Consider the following 22,264-nt stretch of genomic DNA (forward strand, 5'->3'; position numbering starts at 1 on the left):
ATCTCGGTTGCCGATGATCGGCTAATCAGCCCGCTGAACGCCGCAGCCAGCACCAATGCAAGGGCTGGCTCGGCCGTTCTTTGCACTTGAGTTCAGTCGCCGCCGACTGTCCTCAAGTGCAGACAATCTCCCTCCCGAAGGTGACGTTGCCCGCCAACGGCTACCGATTCCCCTGGGTGCGCCAAGCGGCGGCGATCAGCACTTGTCGGCGTAGAGGGTGACAACTGTGTCAGCAGAAACCACGGTTCCAGGCTTGGGATCCTGTCCGGTCTGGCACCAGTTCCGGTCGATGACCATCATCCGCTTCTTCCCGGACGAATCGACCTCGCGCAAGTTGTACAGCCCAGCCGCCTGCATGGCGTCCTGCGCGTCCTGATGGTTCATCCCGGACACGTCAGGGACTTTGATCGTCGCCGACTGCGCAGCGCTGGCCGGCGCGTTCATGGTCGCCGTCGCGGATTGGGTTGCCGTTGCGGTCACGGTCTCGATCGTGACTGTCGTTGAGGTGCCACCAGGCTGCGGTGCCGCGTTGCACGCAACAGCAAGAAACGCGGCGATGCCAACGACCGGTACGGCGGCTTGAACGAACTTCGCCATGATCACGCTTCCTCGGTACGAGTCGGTACTTCACGCGTGACAGCTTGAGTCGAAGCCAGACATCTACACGTTACAACCCGTACCCGATCGAAGCTCGCCAAACAGACGCGCCCGCGCGCGGCTGCCCGCCAGCGACAGCCTGGCTACTCCCGCCCGACCGACGCTCACCGCCACGACGGTCAAAGCACTCACCAACACCCGACGAAAGCCGGGGCGGGTTCGCCAAACCGTCGCCACTCAACGGCGAAAACCGGCGGCGAACCCCGTCCAGCGCTTTCGCCAAAAACTGGCAAAAGTCCCTGACCTGCGAGAACGAGAAGTCAGAAGCCGTATTCGTAGGCGATCAGGTTGACCCCCGGATGCGGATGCCAGTCCCGCCCCGGCAAGCGCCGGAACCCGATCCGCTCGTAGAGCCGGTGCGCCTTCCGCATCACGTCGAGGCTGCTCAGCACGACCCGGTCGACGCCGAGTTCCCGGCCGCGGGTCAGCACCGCCTGGGTGAGCGCCTCCCCGACCCCTTGCCCACGCGCCGCCTCCGCGACCGCCAGCATGCGGAACTCCAACTCCCCTGGCTGGGAAATCTCGGACAGTTCGCTCCCCGGCTGAACGATCGCGACCGACCCCACGACCTGTCCGTCCGGCCCGACCGCGACCAGCAGTTCGGCGTGCTCCGCTCGTCCCGACACGTCACGAAGTTTCGCCTCGTATGCCGCGTCCGTGTCGAAGAATCCCTCGATCCGGTAAGCCTCGACGGTCACCTCGCCGAGCGCCTCGAACTCCTCCGGCCGTGCCGGACGGATCTCCACCTCACTCATCGCCGCCCACAGCTTCCTCGTCCGCACCGGTGTCGAGCGCCAATTCCGCAGCCGCCTCCGGGCCGCGCTCCAGCAAGGCGCGGAACCCGTTCTCGTCCAGCACCGGCACCTTCAACTGCACGGCCTTGTCGTACTTCGCCCCCGGAGCATCGCCCACCACGACGAACGCCGTCTTCTTCGACACCGATCCCGCGGCTTTGCCACCGCGCGCCATGATGACTTCCTTCGCTTCGTCACGGGAAAACCCGCCGAGCGAACCGGTCACCACGATCGACAGGCCCTCAAGATTCCGCGGGATGGACTCATCACGCTCTTCCTCCATCCGGACCCCGGACCGTCGCCATTTTTCGACGATTTCCCGGTGCCAGCCGACCTCGAACCATTCCTGCACGGCGTGTGCGATGGTCGGCCCCACGCCGTCGACGTCCGCGAGTTCCTCCTCGCTCGCGTCCTCGATCCTTTGCAACGAACCGAATTCGCGCGCGAGCGCCTGCGCCGCGGTCGGCCCGACATGCCGGATCGACAGTGCGACGATCACCTTCCACAGCGGACGGTCCTTCGCCGTATCGAGGTTCGTCAACAGCTTCCGCGCGTTCGCCGACAGGTCGCCTGCCTTGGTGCGGAACAACTCCACCTCGGCGAGCGCCTCCTCAGTGAGGTCGAATACGTCGCCCTCGTCGGCGACCACCCTGGCGTCGAGCAGCGCGACCGCCGCCTCGTATCCGAGGACCTCGATGTCGAACGCGCCGCGACCGGCGAGGTGGAACAGCCGTTCCCGCAGCTGCGCAGGACAGAACCGGGTGTTCGGGCACCGGATGTCCTTGTCGCCTTCCTTTTGATAGGCGAGTTCCGTGCCGCATTCCGGGCATTCGGTGGGCATCACGAATTCGCGCTCGTCGCCGGTCCGCGCGTCGACGACGGGGCCGAGCACCTCGGGAATCACGTCGCCGGCCTTGCGGATCACGATCCGATCGCCGATCAGCACGCCCTTGCGCTTGACCTCTTCTTGGTTGTGCAGCGTCGCCCGCGCGACCGTCGAGCCCGCGACTTTGACCGGCTCGGTTACGGCGAACGGCGTGACCCGTCCTGTGCGCCCGACACCGACCTGGATGTCGAGCAGCGTGGTGATTGCTTCTTCCGGCGGATACTTGTACGCGATCGCCCACCGCGGCGCACGCGACGTGGTGCCGAGCCGGCGCTGCAAAGCGACCTGATCGACCTTGATCACCACGCCGTCGATCTCGTGCTCGGCGTCGTGCCGATGTTCACCCCAGTAGGCGACGTGATCGGTGAGTTCCTTGCCGGTCCGCAACACTCGCGTGTGCGGCGATACCGGCAACCCCCACGCCGCTAACGCGTCGTAAGCATGTGACTGCGTGACCGGCTCGAAACCGTCGCGCTTGCCGAGACCGTGGCAGATCAGCCGCAGCCGGCGCTCCCTGGTGATTTTCGGGTCCTTCTGCCGCAGCGAACCGGCAGCTGTATTGCGGGGGTTCGCGTACGGCGGTTTGCCCGCTTCAACCATCTTCGCGTTCAGCTCAAGGAAGTCCTCGACCCGGAAGTAGACCTCGCCGCGCACCTCGACCAGTTTCGGCACCGGGAACTCGTCGGTGCCGGTGAGCTGGTCCGGTACCTGGTCAAGGGTGCGGATGTTGAGCGTGACGTCCTCGCCCGTACGCCCGTCGCCGCGGGTAAGCCCTCTGGTGAGCTTGCCGTTTTCGTAGAGCAGGTTGATGGCCAGGCCGTCGATCTTCAACTCGGCCAGGTACTCCGTGGACCCGATTTCCTTCTCGACCCGTTCGACCCAGGCGAGGAACTCGTCGGTGTCGAACACGTTGTCCAGGCTCAGCATGCGCTCGAGGTGGTCGTGCGCGGTGAACTCGGTGGAGAACGTGCCGCCGACGTTCTGGGTCGGCGAATCCGGCGTGACCAGCGCCGGGTACTCGTCCTCGATCTCCTGGAGGTCGCCGAGGAGCGCGTCGAACTGGCCGTCGGAGACGATCGGCGAATCCAGCACGTAGTACCGGAACTGATGGCCGCGGATCTCCTCGGCGAGCGCGCCGTGCCGCTCGCGCACGTCGGCCGGTACGTCGGTCACGTCCTGGGCGGCCTCCACGGCCACCTGGTCTTGGGGAAGGTCGGTGCTGCTCACAGGTGGTGAGCCTAGCCGGAGGCACCGACACTTTCGTCCGGTTGCTCGGTCAGTCCGCGGACCAGCTCCCGGAACTCCAGCAGATCGATCGTGCTCTCCGGCATCGCCTCGGCGGTCTCGACCCGGCGAAGCCGCTCGGCGGCCAGGCGCTCGCCTAACGTCGCGTCGAGCGGCAGGAACGTCATCGTGGAGCGGGAAGCCTCGTCCAGCTTCGCGAACACCGGATGATGGACCGCGACGTCAACCACGCCATCGTCCACCTGCGCGACGACCCGGACGTCGGCCAGCGAGATCCGATGCTCGCCCAGGTTCACCGTCACCTCGGTCGGGTCCGGGACCGGAGGCACCGAATCGTGGTACTCCCAGATCGCGTCGTCCGGCGGTCCAGCCGCTTTCCACGCGTCGGTGTACGGGCGCAGCTCCGGGTCTTCCTGCCCGCTCACGACCAGCGCGTAAATGGCGGCCCGGCCGCGTTCGAGCGAGAAGTGCAGCCGCGGGTGCAGTGTCTCGACCAGCACGCACAGGTCGTGCTCGACGCGATGAGGCTCGCCTTCGCCCAGCGCAGCACTGACCTCGGGCAGGAGGTCGTACCACCCTTCCCAGAACGCAGTTGCCGCAGCGCCAGCGTCGGACGGCACCTGCTGCTCAGGCCATGGCGTACGGGGATCTGGCGGCGCGGCCTCGGTATCAGCTTCCGAGCGGCGACGACGGAACAAACGCATGATTCGGAATTCCCCCGGTTGTTTCTCTTCACCAACCACGGTACGCGTCACAGCGGCAGCACGTCCGTGAAATCACCAGTTCTCGGGCGGCTCCACAAACCCTTTGCCCAGGTCGCGACTAAGAGCGAGCGCACGGCGCATCCACTCGTTCGTGGCACCGGCCAGACCGCACGCAGGCGTCGGAACAGCACGCTCGGCCAGAATTGAACGATTGAATCCCAGCCGGTCCACGAGCTTGAGCGCCGGCGACGCCAGGTCCTTCAGACCCGGGTCCGTCACCGGGTCCGTGGCCGGAACGAGGCCCAGGAAGAACGAGATACCGCTGTCCCAAGCCTCGCCGATCTCGTCCAGAAGTTCAGCGGACGCCCCGGCGAGCATGCTGACGTCGAACGCGATGGCCCCGGCACCCGCGGCACGGAAGAGCGCGATCGGCGGCCGCGGAGCGCAGCAGTGGACGATGACGGGCTGCCCAGTCATCGCGCCGATTCGTTCAATCGTCGTCGCAAGCAGCTCCCGAACCTCAGGCTCAGGTACCGCCGGTACATTGCCGTATCCCGACGGAGTCGGCAGTTTTCCAGCGAGAACAGCAGGCAACGACGGCTCGTCGAGCTGCACCACCACCGGTGCGTCAGCCCTCGCGCTCAGCTCCGCGACGTGCTGTGCAAGCCCGTCGAGCAGTGACGCGGTGAAGTCCCGCAACGCCCCGCGGTCGGTGAGCACCCGATGTCCGCGGGCAAGCTCGATCCCCGCGCCGAGCGTCCACGGCCCGGCGATCTGGGTCTTGAGAACGGCTGGCGCACCAGTGTTCTCACGGGCGGCTTGGACGGCGTCGAGGTCCCACTGGAGCAGGTCACGCCCACGACGATGGTCGTGACCGGGCCGCCCGGCGACGCGGTAGCCGCTGGGCACGACCTCGACCGCGAGGTCCACGAGCAACGCCGCAGTCCGGCCGACCAGGTCGGCACCAACGCCGCGAGCCGGCAATTCGGGCACATACGGGAAGCCGGGAAGCTCTCCGAACACCACGGCGGCGGCCTCGACGGAATCGGTCCCCGGCATTGACCCGATTCCCGTCGCCGCGCCCGCGGGCCAAGGTCGTTCACTCACAGACCGGATTGTCGCGGAACGTGCGGCTGCCGTCCGCACCGCCCCTGTGGACAAGCTTCACCCAGCCGCGCGGCAATAGCCGGACATTCGCCGCATATCCCTTTGCCTGCACCGAATTCGCGGTCACCGCGTTAGTCTGGATCGTCATGACCAGCTCCGCCCCGCCACCGCCCGGCAAAACACCCGGCGACGCATCCGCCCGGGAGCCGCGGCGGGGCAGCATGCCCGGAACACCGAGCCGCCGGGCTTCAGGCCGCTCCTTTGAGCGGACCCTCTTCACGGAGCCGGTCCTTTACGTCAGCCGAGAGGCGGAGCCGACCACCGCCGGCCAGGAGTACGGCGTGTTCGACCGCCATGGCCTCCGCATTGGCGGGGTAGCCGTCACGACGCCCAGTTTTCCGCGCAGAGTCATTCAGCATCTGTGGAAATCCGACCAGTACGTCAGCCGCAGGTTCGAGGTCCGCGACGCGAATCAGAGCACTGTCCTCAAGGTCGAGAAACCCTCGAAAGACCCGTCGGCCCACTTCGTAGTCACCCGCGCGGACAGGACACCGATCGGGGAAATCATCCCGACCGACGCAGGCCGCGTCCGTTTCACCCTTCGCGCCGAAGGCAAGACGATCGCCACTGTCGTCGCCAGTGGCCGGCAACGCTGCGAAGTCACGGTCGAGGACCCGGCCGGCACCGAGGTCGCCCAAGTCGGAATTCCGTCGCCGGAGCTTTCGCCGATCAGCGGCAACGCCTGTCTCGCAGAGATCCCGCAGCAGGTCCCCGAGCCGCTGGCCAGCATGCTCGTCGCGACAACGTTGACTATCGACATCGCGCTCACCGCGTAACCCGGCTGACCACGTGACCGGTGTCTCAGCCCAGCCAGGTGGACAGCGACCGGAATGGGGCCCAATGTAAGAAAAGTCCGGGACGCCGAGGTCCCGCCTGGACGGAGGTCGCCGTGGAGCCGTTGCCCGAAGGCAGTAACTCGAACTGGGCCGATCCCGGGGTCTACGAAGTGGCCGCGGGCGTCTACCGGATCCCCTTGCCGCTGCCGAACGACGCCCTGCGTGCAGTCAACGTCTACGCCGTCACCGACGGTACGAACCTCGTGCTCGTCGACTCGGGGTGGGCCCTCACCGAATCTCGCCAGTTACTGGCCGACGCGCTCAAGGCGATCGACGCCGAACTCGGCGATGTCCGCGAGTTCCTCATCACCCACGTCCATCGTGACCACTACACACAAGCAGTCGCACTTCGGCGCGAGTTCGGCAACCGGATCGCTCTCGGCAAGCTCGAACAGCCTTCGCTCGACGCGAGCGCCAACCCGAACCAGTTCCCCATGCAAGCCCAGCTCGACCTCCTTCGCCTCAGCGACGGCCAAGAGGTCATCACCGCACTCAGCAAGCTGTTCGGGTCGGAACCTCGCCACCCCGAGGCGAATCTTTGGGAAGAGCCGGACGAATGGCTGACGCCCGGCCGGCGAGCAGTGCTGCCCGACCGCGAATTCGACGTGGTCCACACCCCAGGACACACCAACGGACATGTGGTGTTCGTCGACGGCGCAGCCAACCTGTTGTTCTCCGGTGACCACGTGCTCCCTCACATCACTCCGTCGATCGGTTTCCAGCCGGTTCCGGCTGAGTTGCCGCTGAACGACTATCTCGACTCCCTCCGCCTGGTTCGAGGCATGCCGGACCGGCGCATGTTGCCGGCTCACGGCCCAGTCACCGACAGCGTGCATGCCCGCATCGACGAACTTCTCGAACACCACCGGCAACGTCTCGAAACAATGGCGGCTCAGATCGAAGCCGGAGCGAGCACTGCTTTCGAAGCTGCCAACCGCCTCGGCTGGACTCGCCGCGGCCGCAAGCTGTCCGAAATGGACGCCTTCAATCAGATGCTCGCCGTCTTGGAGACCGGCGCACACCTGGATCTGCTGGTCTCACAGAACAAGCTCGCGGCCGAAGACGTCGACGGCATTCGCCGTTACAAGACCACGTAGCTGCCGACCATCCAGCACACACTCAGTGGAATACTGATCCGCCGTGCCTCCTATCACCGTGAGACGAGCTCGAGCCGACGATGTCGAAGCAATCGTCCAGATGCTTGCGGACGACCAACTGGGAGCGACCCGCGACTCGCCAGCCGATCTGGAGCCCTACCTGCAAGCGTTCAAAACCATTGCTGCAGACCCAAATCAGTTACTGGTCGTAGCAACGTCGAACGACCGACCGGTAGCCACACTTCAGCTGACGATCATCCCCGGTCTCGCACGGCGTGGAGCACTTCGCGGGCAAATCGAAGCCGTGCGTGTACACCGTGATCACCGCGGCTCAGGCATGGGCGCACAACTCGTGCAGTGGGCCGTCGACGAATCGCGACGACGCGGCTGCAACCTGGTCCAGCTCACCTCGGATACAACGAGGAAGGCAGCGCACCGCTTCTACGAACGATTGGGCTTCGTCGCGAGTCACACGGGTTTCAAGCTGCATCTCTGATCACTCCCTCCCGCAGCTTCAACCGTCCGAACGCTCGATGGCCCCGCTTTCACCGTGCCAGAGTTGCCACGCAGAAGCCAAGCGATTGCACGAGGGGTCCCTTCGTGCAATTTAGCTGACTGTGCTCGAATCAATGCGTATCGTGACGATCATGAGCAAGTCGACCACGCCGGCGGATCACGCCGATCAGACCAACGACACCACCGAAACCGCGGACCTCGCCTTCCTGCTCCGCACCATGCACGCGAACCTCAGCCTTTTCGATCGCTTGCAGCCAGACCAGCTGATGGCGGCAGTAAAGGACGCGAACCGTCAGATCGCCCGCTTGCAGGCGTTGCAGCTGCATTGCATGGCGGGCATGCGAAGACGAAGATCAGACCCGCACGAGCTGGCGTGCGAGTTCGCGATTGCCTTGCATATCACCGATACCCGAGCCGGAGCGATGATCGCCGCCGCGGAGGCCCTGGCCCAACGTCTGCCTCGAACCTTCCGGCTGATGGACCAGGGCAAGTTCGACCTCTATCGCGCGATGAAAGTCACCGACGGCACCAGCCAGCTGTCCGATCGCCATGCCCGGATGGTCGACTACCTGCTCGAACACCGGCTGGAGGACAAGAACCCGACCCAAGTCCGCAAGGCGACCGCTTACGCCGCAACGAAAATCGACCCGGATGGTGCGATGAACCGACTGGCTCAGCGGAAAGCTGAGCGTCGTATCATCCTGCAGCACCAGAGCGAAGGGATCTCGCGGTTCTCCGTCGACAACGCCTCGACTGACAAAGCGGCAGCAGCCTACCTCCGCGTCGACAAGATCGCCCGGTCGCTCAAGACAGGCGACGAGAAGCGAACCCTCGACCAGTTACGCGCTGACGTCGCGATCGATCTGCTGCTCAGCGGCAAGGGCGGCGTTCCAGAGCAGACCGAGGTGTACCTCTATGTCGATCTGAAGACATATCTAGGCCTCAACGACAATCCCGCTGAGCTGGCTGGCCACGGTCATATCCCCGCCGAACTCGCGCGCCACATCGCGACGGGTCCCGACACGATCGTCCGTCGGGTCATCACTGATCCGCTGACCGGGCAAGTGATCGAGGTCGGCAAGTTCCGGTATCGGCCGAACATCGATGTCGAAGAGTTCGTACGGATCCGCGACCGTGAGTGCCGACAGCCCGGCTGCCCGCGACCCGCACAGAACTGCCTCACGGAACCGACCGGTCCTGATTCCGCGGACACAGACTCGACGTTGAGCTATTGCCTACGCCACCGCCGTCTCAAGAATCGAGCCGACTGGAGCTACGAGGTCCTGCAGGACGGGAAGCTGATCGTCACGACGCCGACAGGCGAGACAGCTGAGAGCACGCCTCCGCCACTACACGATCCACAGCCCACGCCGGAACAATCTGAGGAGGAACGCCTAGGCGCATAGGGAGATCAGCGCGTGCCAGAGATCTTGGCACTCCCGAGGACGAGGTCACCGGCCTGGTCGTCTTGCCGATAAAGGACAACGACCTGGCCAGGTGCCACACCGCGCAGCGGTTCCCGCAGTTGGATGACGACTCGCCCGTCTTCGTCCGCTTCGGCGACCGCATCGGCGATGCCTCCGTGCGCGCGAACCTGGACGGTGCATTCGGTCGGTCCGTCCAATGCTCGTCCGCTCGGCCAGATCGCCCGGTCCGCGTCGATGGCCTGGACACCGAGGTCTGCTGACGACCCGACCTTCACCGTGCCCGAAACAGGTTCGAGCGAAAGGACATACCTCGGTCGCCCGTCAGCAGCCGGCGCATCGATGCCGAGGCCCTTCCTCTGGCCCACGGTGAATCCGTGCACGCCAGTGTGATGCCCAAGCACCGCACCTGTCTCTGCGTCGACGAGTTCGCCGGGACGTTCGCCGAGCCGCTTCTCCAAGAAATTTTTGGTGTCCCCATCCGGGATGAAGCAGATATCGTGGCTGTCCGGCTTCCGCGCGACGGAAAGCCCGCGCTGCTCCGCCTCGGCACGCACGTCCGACTTCCAGGAGCCGCCCAGCGGAAACATCGCGTGACGCAGCTGCGCTGGCTGTAGTGAAGCCAGTACGTACGACTGGTCCTTGCCTTCGTCCGCGCTCCGGCGAAGTTCCAACTCGCCGTCAACGGTCGCCACGCGCGCATAGTGGCCGGTCGCAACAGCGTCGAAGCCAAGAGCGAGCGCCTTCTCAAGCAGCGCCTCGAACTTGATCTTCTCGTTGCAAGTCACGCATGGGTTCGGCGTGCGGCCGACGGCGTATTCGCCGACAAACGTCTCAACGACTTCTTCAGTGAAGCGCTCCGCGAAATCCCAGATGTAGAACGGGATACCAAGGATGTCGGCAGCCCGGCGGGCGTCGTGCGAATCTTCGATGGTGCAGCAACCGCGGGAACCTGTCCGCAGCGTGCCAGGTTGAGCTGAAAGCGCCAAGTGCACTCCGACGACGTCGTGGCCGGCGTCCACTGCACGCGCGGCGGCGACGGCCGAGTCGACTCCTCCGCTCATTGCGGCCAATACGCGCATTGCTTTACACCTCTTGCTTCTGCGTTTGCTTGCGCATGCCGGCGAGGCCGGCCTGTCGGGCACGGGTGACGACGCCACCGATCTCGCGGGCCAGCGTGTGCACGTCGTCGAGGGTCGACGTGTGACCAAGCGAGAATCGGAGCGAACCGCGAGCCGCGGCAGCGTCTGCCCCCATTGCCAGGAGGACGTGACTTGGCTGGGCGACACCCGCGGTGCATGCCGAGCCGGTGGAGCACTCGATGCCCTTGGCGTCCAAGAGCATCAGCAGGCTGTCGCCGGCGCAGCCGGGGAAAGTGAAGTGAGCATGGCTCGGCAAACGCTCGCCGTCGCGACCATTGAGAATCGCGTCCGGAACCTCCCGCAGGACCGCGGCAACGAGTTCATCGCGCAGCTTCTCAACTCGGTCCGCGTACTCCGCTCGGCCGCCGATCGCCGCTTGCACAGCAGCGGCGAAGCCAGCAATCGCCGGGACATCGAGAGTGCCCGAGCGAACACTGCGTTCCTGACCACCACCGTGGAGAACAGGGACGCATGAGGTATCCCTGTCGAGAAGAAGCGCACCGACGCCGTACGGGCCGCCAAGCTTGTGGCCGGTCAGCGTGAGTGCGGCTGTGCCGGAAGCGGTGAAGTCGACGGGAACTGCTCCGACCGCCTGGACGGCGTCAGTGTGCAGGGGGATCGCGTATTCGTTGCAGACCTCGGCGAGGGCGGCGACCGGATTGGCAGTGCCGACCTCGTTGTTCGCCCACATCACTGTTGCCAGGGCGACAGTCTCCGGTGCCGACTCAATCGCCGCGCGGAGCGTTTCCGGCGAGACCCGGCCCTGGTCGTCGACTTCGAGCCAGGTGATCTCGGCGTCGGAGTGCTGCTCCAGCCACTCGACAGTGTCGAGGACCGCGTGATGCTCGACCGTGCTGCAAAGGATGCGACGCCGAGCCGAGTCCTCGCCGTGCCGAGCCCAGAAAATGCCCTTGACCGCGAGATTGTCACTCTCCGTACCACCGCCGGTGAAGATAACCTCCGACGGCCGCGCGCCCAGAGCCGCAGCGATCACTTCGCGCGCTTCCTCGACGGCCCGCCGAGCTCGACGGCCCGAAGAATGCAACGCAGAGGCGTTGCCCACGGTGGACAAAGCCTCAGTCATCGCCGCAATGGCTTCGGGCAGCATCGGAGTCGTTGCCGCATGATCGAGATAGGTCATCGCTCTATCAGGGTAGACCGATGCGGCCTGTGACGAAGCTCGCCCCGGGCCGCGGAGTGGCGCGTCACACCTGTTTCGGCCACCTGCTCGTGAGTTGGACGCCGAGCAGAGCCAGCAGGACGAGGGCGATACTGAGCAATCCCATCGCGGCAGAAGGCTGAGCGGCCGACGCGACGGCGGCCAGGAGGACCCCGCCGAGCCCGATGAGCAGCGCTGATCCGACCCAGTCGGCGAGCTGCATTGCGGAGGTGTTGAATCCTCGCTCCCCCTCCGGGGAGTAGCGCAGCAGGAGGACCGAGATAGCCGGCATCGCGATTCCCATCCCGGCTCCGCCGACCGCGTAAACGGCGAAGGCCACCCAGGCCGGGAACCACGATTGGGCGACAAAGCCGAAGCCGACCAGGCCGACCGCGACGAGCGCGAAGCCAGTGCGCAGCGATGCCTCGCGGGACCAGTCGAGGAACCGGCCTTGGAGGGCAGACGCGGCGGACCAGCCGAGAGCGGTGATGGTCAGCGGCAGGCCAGCGAGCGCAGGGCTGTAGCCGTGAACAGCGGTCATGGTCAGCGGGAGATACGCCTCCATGCCCGCATATGCGCCGGCGACCAGGGCTCGGGAGGCAACTACCGTGGGCAATCCGGGACGAGAGGTCATCGTTCCGGCAGGCAGGAGCTTGCGCAGTGCGACGGCTAGCGCGACAAGACCCGAGATTCCGTATGCGATCGCGGCAGGCGACGGGTGTTGCGCAGCCCAACTCAGGGCAGCGACACCGAGCGCAGCGACAACGGCGGCGATGACGCCCGCGCGACGTCCGGCTGGCAGGGGCACGTGGGCGGGCAAGCGGCGAGTGATCTTGCAGAGGAGAGCGATTCCGATCCCGACCAGCGGAAGCAGTCCGAGGAAGACCCATCGCCAGCCCGCGGTCACGGTCACCACGCCGGCGACGGATGGGCCAATGACCGCCGGGAGGACCCAAGCAGCCGCGTTGGCCGCGTAGATGATGGGGCGTTCGCGGTCAGTGAACGTCAGGGCGATCAGCAGTGAGACGGACACCAGCAGAAATCCCGAGCCGAAGCCCTGCAGCGCTCGGCCAACCAGGAGCATCGGCATCGTCGTTGCGATGCCCGCGACAGTGAGTCCTGCGGCGAACACAGCCGGCCCCACCAAGAGTGCTGGCGCTGGGCCTCGACGGTCGCCCAGTCGTCCGGACAAAACGGTAGCGACGACGCTCGCCACCAGGAACGTCGTGAACGGCCACGAGTAGAGCGCAAGGCCGTGAAGCTCGGCGACCAGCGTCGGCATCGCGGTGGCAACGCCCATGTTTTCAAAGGCCACCAGCGTGACCACAAGCAACAACCCGACGGTGACAAGGCGGTGTTCGCGACTCCAGAGAACGCTTTTTCGAGGCTGCGCTTCGACGATCTCGCTCATGATCGCGAGCTTGCACCCTCCAGCGCTCTGGAGGTCAAGCCGCCTGCGGGTATTCAGGTGAACAGCGGGACGCATCGCATCAGGGCGGAATTCGGGGCTTCAAGTCTGACGTTCTACGGCTCACATGGGATCGGCGAAAGCCCGTGAATGCCACGGCAGGCCAAGCGAGCGGCCCTCGGCACTGGAAGTCGATGACGCCGCGTAGCTGGCGACGTCGTAGCGGCCGTCTGGACCAATGGGTCGGGCTCTCTTGCGGCTATGGGCGGCACTGTCTGTGTCTCTACGCTGGGACAGGCCTGGTGGTCGAGCGCGACAGGGTCCAGGTTTTGCCGTTGGCTGGCGAATCGAGCGTGCGGGTCGGAATGCGCCGGATGCCGGTGGGCTTTAAGTAGGAGGTACGACGACCGAAGGAGAGTGCGAACCGAGATGCGAACCATCACTTTCGCCGAGTACGGCGGGCCCGAAGTGCTGCAGCTGAAGGAGGTTCCGACACCTGAGCCTGGCCCGGGGCAGGTTCGGGTCGCGGTCAGGCGCGCGGGGATCAACCCGATCGACTGGAAGATTCGTTCGGGGGCGATGGCTGGCGGTGCCGGACTCGAAGCTCCGCAGATTCCGGGCCTGGAGATCGCCGGAGTGGTCGACGCGGTGGGCGACGGCGCCGAATTCGGCGTCGGCGATGAGGTGTTCGGCTGGTCGGCCACCGGCGGGTATGCGGAGTTCGCGCTCGGCGGTGCGATCGTTCGCAAGCCTGCTGACCTCTCCTGGGATGACGCGGCGGCATTGCCGGTTGCTGGCGAAACCGCGTTGCGCGTGTTGCGGCTGCTCGACGTCAAAGCTGGCGAACTGTTGGTTGTCCACGGAGCGAGTGGCGCTGTCGGTCGTTTCGCGGCACAGATCGCGGTCGCATTGGGCGCGACGGTGATCGGAACGGCTGGACAGCACAATCTCGATGAGGTGAAAGCGCTGGGCGTGATTCCGGTGCGTTACGGCGATGGGTGGCTGGAGCGGGTCCGTGAGGTGGCGGACCGGCCGGTCGACGCGGTGTTCGACGCGTCCGGCCATGGCGTTTTACCGGAATCGATCGAGTTGCGAGGGTCGAAAGATCGTATCGTGACCATTGCCGACGGTGCGGCTTTCGAACTCGGACTGCCGTTCTCGTCTGGCGGTCAGGACGGGCAGACACCAGAGGTGCTGAACGAGATTCTCGGGTATGTACACAATGGGCTGCGGATTGCGCAGGGGAAGACATTCCCCTTGGAGGAAGCAGCAGCCGCGCAGGAGGAGAGCCGGAACGGGCACCCTGGCGGGAAGCTGACTCTTGCCATTTCCTGACCGCGATAGTCGGCTAGGCTCGACGACGGGTCGGCTCGGCAGGTTGGTGTTGCCGGTCTGCGGAAAGTGGCCGTTGCCGCTCAGGGGCAAAAAGGCTGAGGACCGTGGGCGGACGCTCCGAGGGTGAGCGACTGTGGCCACTCAGCGGCGACAAATGTGGGTCGCGGAAACTAGGCGCGCCGACGCAAGTGATTCGTCGCCGTGAGGCAGATGACGGGGCGGCGGTTACCTGCGACAAGCCGGAGGAGCCGTCGTCATCCGGCGGCGAGGCGAGTCGGGTGGCTGTCGCCGTTGAGCGGCGAATAGGCCCGGTCGCAGTCAGCCGAAAGGACAACCGGCCGGGTTGGAGACCCGCAGAGAAGTGTCGCCAAAAAACGGCAACTCCCCTCCGCGGGCCCGTGACCAGGGTTTTCGTCAGTGCGCGACCGGCTGGGAAGACACAGGACGGCCGACCAGAACCCGGCGGCGACGCTGTGGCGGGATGCGGACTGTGCCGAGGGCCGAGTGGACAGCTGCCTCGGCAAGAGCGGCCAGCGAACGGCGGTCTTCGGCGCGGCCCGGGGCGATCTCCGGGCATACGCGCACTTCCAGGACCAGACCGCGCAGCGCGGCGACCCGGCGCAGGGACGCGATGAGCGACTCCGGCCCGATGAACGCCGGCTGGCTGGTTTCGCGGCCATCGGCGAGGCGGTAGCGGAGGGCGATCGGCCGGACCGGAACTCCTCCGTCGATCGCGGCTTGGAAGGTGGCGGTCGTAAAGCGGCCGGAGGCCAGCCCGCACCAGGTGGTGCCTTCGGGAGTCACGTTGACGAGCGCACCGGCGCGGAGGCTGTCGGCAAGTTCGGACATGGTGTCCGGCAACGCGCGCAGACGGTTGCGGTCCAGGAAAATGCTGCCGCCGCGGCGCACGAGCGTCCCCAGGACTGGCCAGGAGGCGATCTCGATCTTCGCGAGGGCGCGCATCGGGCGCAGCGCGTTGATGGCGATGATGTCCAGCCACGAGATGTGGTTGTTCACCACGAGCGCACCGCGACCCGCTGGGGCAGCTAGGAAGTCCGCACCGCCCACCACGGACATCCCCACCCCGAACGCCCTCAGCACTGCCCGGAAGATCCGGCGCACCAAGCGTTCCCGGCTCTGGCCGCGAATCACCAGCAGCGCCGGCGCGATCAGCAGCGCCGCGAAGACCACGGAAACCGCCGCAGTGAAACGCAAAATCCGTCGGGGCAAGCCGACCGTCGGCGCGCCTTCAGTGAGACAACCGTCACCGCAGGGCGACGTCGGCATCCATGCGTGACTCATCCTTGCGCCCCGAGGAAGAACTTCAAGTACCGCTCGTCGACCTGCTGCAGATCAAGAAGGACGAAGAAGTCCGCGACCCCGAAGTCAGCGTCGAGGGCCGGCGGGCCGCACACTTTGGCACCAAGCCGCACGTAACCTCTGATCAGCGGCGGAAGCATGGCCCGGTCTGGACGCGCGATCGCGCCCGGCTCCCAAGGGTTCAATGGCGAGACGAGCAGCGAGTCGTCGGCGTGATGCTTGGTGCGCAGGACATCCCACACGCCCGCGGCGTAGCTGCCGCCGTCGTTGATCGGGACCGAAGCACAGCCGGCAAGGTAGCGATGTCCGGAAAGGAGCATGTAGCGCGCGATCCCGGCCCACACCAGGCTCACGACGGCGCCGCTGCGGTGGTCGGGGTGGACGCAGGATCGTCCGGTCTCGACCAAGGACGATCGCAGCGCGGCGAGCGTCGTCAGGTCGAATTCGCTGTCGGAATAGAGCTTTCCGGCCTGTGCGGCGCGCTCCGGCGGGAGCATGCGGTAGCAGCCGACGATCTCTCCGGTGTTGTCGTCGCGGACAACGAGGTGGTCGCAGAATTCGTCGAAGTAGTCGACGTCCCGGCCGGGCTCCGGGGAATGCAGTTCCGCCCCCATCTCCTCGGCGAAAACCCGGTATCGCAGTTTCTGTGCGGCGAGCACTTCATCGTTCCCATTGGCGACCAGAAGCGAATACCGCGGCGCGCCTGCGGGAAGGTCGGCACCCGCCTGATCAGTACTGACGAGGAGCTGTGACGACGTCATGGTCAAGGTGTACCTGCCGGTAAGCGGCCTCGGAGAGTGCCAATCGATGACCGGTCAGTGCACGTTGAGTTAATTGCGGGTTCTCAGGTTCCTCTCAGGCAACCGAGAAGCCCCCGGAGAACGCGGAAGGCCGCCGCGTGACGAGCACGCGGCGGCCTTCCGGGCGAAAGAAAAACGTCAGCCCTTGCGCTTGTCGACAGCGTCGGTCAGCTGCGGCGCGACGTTGAACAGGTCGCCCACCACGCCGAAGTCGGCGATCTCGAAGATCGGGGCCTCGGCGTCCTTGTTGATCGCGATGATCGTCTTCGACGTCTGCATGCCGGCGCGGTGCTGGATCGCGCCGGAGATGCCGAGCGCGATGTACAGCTGCGGCGACACCGTCTTGCCGGTCTGGCCGACCTGGAACTGCGCCGGGTAGTAGCCGGAGTCGACGGCGGCACGGGACGCGCCGACAGCCGCGCCGAGCGAGTCGGCCAGCTTCTCGACGACGTCGAACTTCTCCGCCGAACCGACACCGCGGCCGCCGGACACGACGATCGACGCCTCGGTCAACTCCGGACGGTCGCCGCCGACGACCGGCTCGATGCCGGTGATCTTGGCGGACTTCGCCGGGTCCTGAGCTGGGATCTCGACGGTCTCCTCGGCGGCCGCGCCATCGGCAGCCTCCGCCTCGACCGCGCCCGGACGCACCGACACGACCGGCGCGCCCTTGGCAGCCTTGGCCTTGACGGAGAACGCGCCACCGAAGATGGACTGGTCCACAGTGCCGTCGGCGTTGACCCCGACCGCATCGTAAAGCAGACCGGAGCCCAGCCGCAGCGCGACCCGCGCGGCCACCTCCTTGCCCTCGGCGCTGGCGGCGACGAGCACCGCCGCCGGGGAGACCTGCTCGGCGAGCTTCGCGAGCACGTCGACCTTCGGCGTCACCAGGTAACCGGCGGCGTCGTCGCCCTCGGCGACATACACCTTCGCCGCGCCGTGACCGGCGAGCGCTTCCTTGGCCTTCGCCGCAGTGCCAGTCGGGCCCACCACCACAGCGGAGGGCTCGCCGAGGGCGCGCGCAGCGGTCAGCAGCTCCAGCGTGACCTTCTTGACATCACCGTCGACGTGGTCGACGAGGACGAGTACTTCAGCCATTTTCCGGAATCCTCCTCGAAACCGTGTCTCAGATGAGCTTCTGCGCGACCAGGTACTCAGCGACCTTCGAGCCGCCGTCGCCCTCGTCCTCGACCTTCTCGCCCGCGGTGCGCGGCGGCTTCGGCGAGGCCTCGACGACAGTCGACCACGCGTTGGCGAGGCCGACCTCGCCCGCGTCGATGCCCAGGTCGGCGATGGTCAGCGTCTCGACCGGCTTCTTCTTCGCGGCCATGATGCCCTTGAACGACGGGTAGCGCGGCTCGTTGATCTTCTCGCTCACGCTCACCAGCGCCGGCAGGTTCGCCTCAAGGTGGGTGATCCCGTCTTCGGTCTCGCGGTCAGCCTTCACTGCGGAGCCCTCGACGGTCAGCTGACGCACGTAGGTCAGCTGCGGGACGCCGAGCAGCTCGGCCAGGATCGCGGGCACAGCGGCACCGCGGCCGTCGGACGCCTCGTTGCCGGCCAGGATCAGGTCGAAGCCCTCGACCTTGCCGACGGCGGCGGCGATGACCTTCGCGGTGGCGACCGCATCGGAGCCGTGCAGCGCCTCGTCGGACACGTGGATGGCCTTGTCGGCACCCATGGAGAGCGCCTTGCGGATCGCGTCGGTCGCGCGGTCCGGGCCGACCGAGATTACGGTGACCTCGCCCTCTCCGGCTTCCTTGATCTTGAGGGCCTCTTCGACGGCCTTCTCGTTGATCTCGTCGAGCACGGCGTCGGCGGATTCGCGGTCAAGGGTGTTGTCGGAACCGGAGAGCTTCCGCTCCGAGTAGGTGTCCGGTACCTGCTTGACCAGGACAACGATGTTCGTCATGGGTCTTCTTCGACCTCCCGGTTGGGGCCGGCTCTCGGCCGCGGGACAGTGCTCTACTGAGCGGTAGATTAGGGGCAATTCCGCGGCCGGACCCCTCGAGGTGACGGCATTCACCTGGATGAGCAATCTAATGGGACTATCGTCCTAGTAGTTGCCTGGTTAGCCCGTCCAGCGAGCCGCTCGCCCGATCGGAGCAACGGTCACTTACTCGCAGTAGGCCGTTAGGGGTTACGCTCCGGCACCATGTCCGCGCACATCGCCGTAGTCACCGACTCGACCTCGTGCCTGCCCGAGCACCTCGCCGCCCAGTGGCGAATCAATGTCGTCCAGGTCCAGCTGCACGTCGGCGACCAGACGGACGACGAGCACCGCTTCGACCGGAGCGAACTCATCCAGACGATGAAATCCGGCGCCGCCGTCACGACCTCGCCGCCCGATCCGGGCGCGTTTTTCTGGAGCTACCAGGACGCGGCCTCCGCCGGCGCGTCCGCCATCGTGAGCCTGCACATCTCCGGACGGCTTTCACAGACCGTCGAAGCCGCCCGCGAAGCCGCCCAGCAGGTCCGGATCCCCGTGCACATCCTCGACAGCGGGACGGCGAGCATGAGTCTCGGCTACGCAGCGGTGTCCGCCGCCCGGGTCGCCGGGGCCGGCGGACAGCTCGAGCGGGTCCTGGACGCCGCGGAACGGCGAGTGCGCAGTTCGACCGAACTGATCTATGTCGACACGCTCGAATACTTGCGGCGATCAGGACGGATCGGTGCCGCCCAGTCGATGCTCGGAAGTGCGTTCGCGATCAAGCCGCTGCTCACCGTCCGCAATGGAGAAGTGAGCCCGCTCGCCCGCGTTCCCGGCACCAAACGAGCGATGAACCGGCTCGTCGACCTGGCCGTGAAGGCGGCTGGCGACCAGCCGGTGGACCTCGCGGTAACCCGATTCGGCTCCGACGAGAACGAGATCGTCCGGCGGTTGCGGGAGCGTGTGCCAGGCGCGGGCGAGATCGTGGTGGGCGACGCGAGCACCGTGATCGGAGCTCACGTCGGCCCAGGTGCGCTCAGCATCACGGTATCGCCGTCGAACTGACCTCGATTCGCCGTCCCGGGACCAAAAGCACCACGAGCGGCAGCAGGACCGTCACCGCCAGCCCGCCGATGATGAGCACCTGGTCGAGCTGCGGGTAGTGCCCCACGTGACCCGCGTGGTAGATGAGGTGCGGGACGGCGAACAGCAACGCCGCGATCGCCACCAGCCTCGCAACAGTTGTGGTGCCCATCACGGCAGCGCCCACCAGCATCGCGCCGAGCGCCAGGCTGAGTCCGCCGAAATCGATGATGAAATGCTCGTTGTAGGGCCCGTCCATGGAGACCCAGCCGTGCCGGAAACCGGGAAAGTCCTGGTAAAACCCCATCGGGTCGAGCAGCGGCCACAGCCCCTGCACCAGGGTGTAGAGACCGAGCAGGATCAGGAGGATGCGCGTGATCGTCCGTTGCATACCGCTGGAACGAGACCGCTGCGCGAAACGTGACAGGCGCTAGGGTCGCGCAGGTGACCAACGCAGCCACCCGGGCCGAGGCACTGCACCTCACCGGCGAACGGACCGTCCCCGGCATCCCCGAGGAAAATTACTGGTTCCGCCGCCATGAAGCCGCGTACCTCGCCCTCCTCCCCCACTGCGCCGACGCGACTGTGCTCGAAGCCGGCTGCGGTGAGGGCTATGGTGCCGGGCTTATCGTCCAGCATGCCCGGCGAGTGCTCGCACTGGACTACGACGTACCGACCACCGAGCACGTCGCACGCCGGTACCCAAGTGTCGCGGTCGCGCGAGCCAACCTGGCATACCTCCCGTTGCAGGACGGCGCTGTCGACGTGGTGGCGAACTTCCAGGTGATCGAGCACCTCTGGGACCAGGACGGTTTCCTCGCCGAATGCTTCCGCGTCCTGCGCCCGGGCGGGAAACTGCTGGTCACGACCCCAAACCGGCTCACTTTCACGCCGGACAGCGACACCCCGCTCAATCCGTTCCACACGCGCGAACTGGCACCGTCCGAAATGGACGAATTGCTGCGCGCAGCCGGGTTCACCGTGGCGGCACTGAACGGGCTGCATCATGCAGAATCCCTGCGCACCGTGGAAAACCGCTACGGCGGCTCGATCATCGACGCCCAACTGGACGTCGTCATGGGCTCGCTCCCCGGACAGGCCACCTGGCCCGCCGAACTCCTCGCAGACGTCGCAGCGATCCGGGCCGACGACTTCGCCGTCCACAGCGACGACCTTGACGCAAGCCTCGACCTGGTGGCCGTGGCGGTGCGCCCGTGAGCGCCCGGAATCCCGCGCACGAAGGCACGTTCTGCCTCGTCTTGCACAGCCACCTGCCGTGGCTGTCGCACCACGGCAGCTGGCCGGTCGGCGAGGAGTGGCTGTACCAGGCGTGGACGCATTCGTATCTGCCGGTCGTCGACCTGCTGCGCCGATTCGCCGCAGAAGGTCGACACGACGTACTGACACTCGGCATGACGCCAGTTCTCGCCGCGCAGCTCGACGATCCGTACGCTATCCGCGCCTGCCACGACTGGATCGGCCACTGGCAACTGCGCACGCAGCACGCATCGACGCTCTGGCACGGCGATCCGTTGCTGCGCGACCTAGCCGCCGCGGAGCACCAGGCCGCGATGCACGCCACCGAGGAGCTGGAGACGCGCTGGCGACACGGTTTCTCGCCGATCCTTCGGTCGCTTGTGGACAGTGACACGATCGAACTGCTCGGCGGACCGCTGGCACATCCGTTCCAGCCACTGCTGGACCAGCGAGTGCGACGATTCGCCCTCCAGGCCGGACTCGAGGACACCGCGCTGCGTATTGGCCGCGTGCAAGAAGGTATTTGGGCACCTGAATGTGGTTATGCACCGGGAATGGAACAAGATTATCACGATGCCGGTGTGCGACGCTTCCTTGTCGATGGCCCTTCACTCCATGGTGACACTTCAGCCGCACATCCCGTCGGAGACTCCGACGTCGTCTGCTTCGGCCGCGATCTCGAAGTCACCTACCGGGTTTGGTCGCCGAAAGCAGGTTATCCAGGCCATGCGGCGTACCGGGATTTCCACACCTGGGCGCATGAAGTCGGACTGAAGGCATCGCGGGTCACCGGAAAAACCGTTGAACCACAAGACAAATCTCCATACGAACCTGCGCTTGCCGCGGACGTATTAGGTTCGCACGTCAAGGATTTCGTCGAAACTGTCGTCGCGCGGCTGAGAGCCCTCCGCGAGCAACACGGCCGCGAGTCGCTTGTGGTTGCGGCATACGACACGGAACTCTTCGGACACTGGTGGCACGAAGGCCCAGCGTGGCTCGAAGGAATCCTGCGCGCGCTGCCCGAAGCCGGCGTCCGGGTGACCACATTGCGCGGCGCGCTCGACGCTGGTCATCTAGGCGAACCGGTCCAGCTGCCCGCGTCCTCATGGGGTTCCGGCAAGGACTGGCGAGTATGGGACGGCGAGCAGGTCGCAGACATGGTGCAGGACAACACTGCCCTGCAGGCCCGCCTGCTCGACCTGGTCGATAAGCAAGATGAGACCACTCGCGACGCCGTTGCCGATCAAGCCGTCGCTGAGGCGATGATGGCGCTGTCCAGCGACTGGGCGTTTATGGTCACCAAAGACTCCGCCGCCGACTACGCCCGCCGGCGGGCCCGTGTGCACACCGAACGATTCGATGCCCTGGCGGGGTTGCTGCGCAGCGGGGATCGCGCTCGCGCGCTCACCCTGGCCGAGGAATACCGCCGGGCCGACGGCCCGTTCGGACATCTGGACGCGCGCGCCCTGCGGCGTCCTCGCACATGACGATCGAAGGGAATTCC

The 22,264-nt window shown here is 66.2% G+C and carries 21 protein-coding genes; 8 read left to right on the forward strand and 13 right to left on the reverse strand.

Features of this window, described 5'->3' with window-relative positions:
• Nucleotides 1-195: 195 nt before the first annotated feature.
• The 5 genes from A4R44_RS20920 to A4R44_RS20940 form a co-directional block, all read right to left on the reverse strand.
• On the reverse strand, nt 196-597 hold the full coding sequence (locus A4R44_RS20920; protein ID WP_067583215.1) for a PASTA domain-containing protein: 402 nt from the start codon (nt 595-597) through the stop codon (nt 196-198).
• 320 nt (nt 598-917) lie between these two features.
• Complete coding sequence (locus tag A4R44_RS20925) at nt 918-1,412, reverse strand: GNAT family N-acetyltransferase (protein ID WP_067583218.1); 495 nt, start codon at nt 1,410-1,412, stop codon at nt 918-920.
• Complete coding sequence (ligA, locus tag A4R44_RS20930) at nt 1,405-3,564, reverse strand: NAD-dependent DNA ligase LigA (RefSeq protein ID WP_067583221.1); 2,160 nt, start codon at nt 3,562-3,564, stop codon at nt 1,405-1,407. Before ligA ends, A4R44_RS20925 begins: the two co-directional genes overlap by 8 nt.
• A gap of 11 nt (nt 3,565-3,575) precedes the next feature.
• Entirely contained in the window at nt 3,576-4,286 is a 711-nt protein-coding gene (locus tag A4R44_RS20935; RefSeq protein ID WP_067583224.1) for a hypothetical protein, read from the reverse strand.
• Between the two features lie 72 nt (nt 4,287-4,358).
• Entirely contained in the window at nt 4,359-5,393 is a 1,035-nt protein-coding gene (locus tag A4R44_RS20940; protein ID WP_067583227.1) for a methionine synthase, read from the reverse strand.
• A 20-nt stretch (nt 5,394-5,413) separates the two neighbouring features.
• Here A4R44_RS20940 and A4R44_RS20945 point away from each other — a divergent pair, with 20 nt between their 5' ends.
• From A4R44_RS20945 to A4R44_RS20955, 4 genes are all read left to right on the forward strand, one after another.
• Nucleotides 5,414-6,229 (forward strand): hypothetical protein, encoded by an 816-nt coding sequence (locus A4R44_RS20945; protein WP_232791699.1) that lies wholly within the window; start codon nt 5,414-5,416, stop codon nt 6,227-6,229.
• A 113-nt stretch (nt 6,230-6,342) separates the two neighbouring features.
• Nucleotides 6,343-7,386 carry an MBL fold metallo-hydrolase gene (locus tag A4R44_RS20950; RefSeq protein ID WP_067583233.1) on the forward strand — a complete coding sequence of 348 codons (1,044 nt, stop codon included), beginning with the start codon at nt 6,343-6,345 and terminating at the stop codon, nt 7,384-7,386.
• A gap of 52 nt (nt 7,387-7,438) precedes the next feature.
• Nucleotides 7,439-7,882, forward strand: coding sequence for an N-acetyltransferase family protein (locus A4R44_RS45960; RefSeq protein WP_369805920.1), 444 nt, complete (start codon nt 7,439-7,441; stop codon nt 7,880-7,882).
• Between the two features lie 151 nt (nt 7,883-8,033).
• A complete protein-coding gene (locus A4R44_RS20955) occupies nt 8,034-9,308 on the forward strand; it encodes a DUF222 domain-containing protein (RefSeq protein WP_067583538.1) in 1,275 nt (424 codons plus the stop codon).
• Between the two features lie 5 nt (nt 9,309-9,313).
• Here A4R44_RS20955 and mnmA read toward each other — a convergent pair whose 3' ends face one another.
• The 3 genes from mnmA to A4R44_RS20970 all read right to left on the reverse strand — a co-directional run bounded on the left by mnmA (nt 9,314) and on the right by A4R44_RS20970 (nt 13,038).
• A complete protein-coding gene (gene mnmA, locus A4R44_RS20960) occupies nt 9,314-10,408 on the reverse strand; it encodes a tRNA 2-thiouridine(34) synthase MnmA (protein ID WP_067583234.1) in 1,095 nt (364 codons plus the stop codon).
• Between the two features lie 4 nt (nt 10,409-10,412).
• On the reverse strand, nt 10,413-11,609 hold the full coding sequence (locus A4R44_RS20965; RefSeq protein WP_067583237.1) for a cysteine desulfurase family protein: 1,197 nt from the start codon (nt 11,607-11,609) through the stop codon (nt 10,413-10,415).
• 64 nt (nt 11,610-11,673) lie between these two features.
• Complete coding sequence (locus A4R44_RS20970; protein ID WP_067583240.1) at nt 11,674-13,038, reverse strand: MFS transporter; 1,365 nt, start codon at nt 13,036-13,038, stop codon at nt 11,674-11,676.
• A gap of 426 nt (nt 13,039-13,464) precedes the next feature.
• Here A4R44_RS20970 and A4R44_RS20975 point away from each other — a divergent pair, with 426 nt between their 5' ends.
• A complete protein-coding gene (locus A4R44_RS20975; RefSeq protein WP_067583243.1) occupies nt 13,465-14,370 on the forward strand; it encodes an NADP-dependent oxidoreductase in 906 nt (301 codons plus the stop codon).
• A 414-nt stretch (nt 14,371-14,784) separates the two neighbouring features.
• Here the strand turns inward: A4R44_RS20975 and A4R44_RS20980 are convergent, their stop codons facing one another.
• From A4R44_RS20980 to A4R44_RS20995, 4 genes are all read right to left on the reverse strand, one after another.
• Nucleotides 14,785-15,672 carry a 1-acyl-sn-glycerol-3-phosphate acyltransferase gene (locus A4R44_RS20980; protein WP_067583246.1) on the reverse strand — a complete coding sequence of 296 codons (888 nt, stop codon included), beginning with the start codon at nt 15,670-15,672 and terminating at the stop codon, nt 14,785-14,787.
• Nucleotides 15,669-16,451, reverse strand: coding sequence for a GNAT family N-acetyltransferase (locus tag A4R44_RS20985; protein WP_067583249.1), 783 nt, complete (start codon nt 16,449-16,451; stop codon nt 15,669-15,671). The genes A4R44_RS20980 and A4R44_RS20985 overlap by 4 nt, the downstream gene beginning before the upstream one ends.
• Before the next feature lie 177 nt (nt 16,452-16,628).
• Entirely contained in the window at nt 16,629-17,588 is a 960-nt protein-coding gene (locus tag A4R44_RS20990; RefSeq protein ID WP_067583252.1) for an electron transfer flavoprotein subunit alpha/FixB family protein, read from the reverse strand.
• A gap of 28 nt (nt 17,589-17,616) precedes the next feature.
• Nucleotides 17,617-18,402, reverse strand: coding sequence for an electron transfer flavoprotein subunit beta/FixA family protein (locus A4R44_RS20995; RefSeq protein ID WP_067583255.1), 786 nt, complete (start codon nt 18,400-18,402; stop codon nt 17,617-17,619).
• A gap of 243 nt (nt 18,403-18,645) precedes the next feature.
• Between A4R44_RS20995 and A4R44_RS21000 the strand changes: the two genes are divergently transcribed.
• Nucleotides 18,646-19,485: a DegV family protein gene (locus A4R44_RS21000; protein WP_067583258.1), complete on the forward strand. Its 840-nt coding sequence runs from the start codon at nt 18,646-18,648 to the stop codon at nt 19,483-19,485.
• Here A4R44_RS21000 and A4R44_RS21005 read toward each other — a convergent pair.
• Nucleotides 19,463-19,894 (reverse strand): hypothetical protein, encoded by a 432-nt coding sequence (locus A4R44_RS21005; RefSeq protein ID WP_067583261.1) that lies wholly within the window; start codon nt 19,892-19,894, stop codon nt 19,463-19,465. The genes A4R44_RS21000 and A4R44_RS21005 overlap by 23 nt on opposite strands.
• A gap of 53 nt (nt 19,895-19,947) precedes the next feature.
• Between A4R44_RS21005 and A4R44_RS21010 the strand changes: the two genes are divergently transcribed.
• Both A4R44_RS21010 and A4R44_RS21015 read left to right on the forward strand, forming a co-directional pair.
• On the forward strand, nt 19,948-20,721 hold the full coding sequence (locus A4R44_RS21010) for a class I SAM-dependent methyltransferase (RefSeq protein ID WP_067583265.1): 774 nt from the start codon (nt 19,948-19,950) through the stop codon (nt 20,719-20,721).
• Complete coding sequence (locus A4R44_RS21015; protein ID WP_067583267.1) at nt 20,718-22,247, forward strand: glycoside hydrolase family 57 protein; 1,530 nt, start codon at nt 20,718-20,720, stop codon at nt 22,245-22,247. The genes A4R44_RS21010 and A4R44_RS21015 overlap by 4 nt, the downstream gene beginning before the upstream one ends.
• The last annotated feature ends 17 nt before the right edge of the window (nt 22,248-22,264 follow it).

It is taken from the genome of Amycolatopsis sp. M39 (assembly GCF_001651785.1).
Lineage (GTDB): Bacteria > Actinomycetota > Actinomycetes > Mycobacteriales > Pseudonocardiaceae > Amycolatopsis > Amycolatopsis rubida.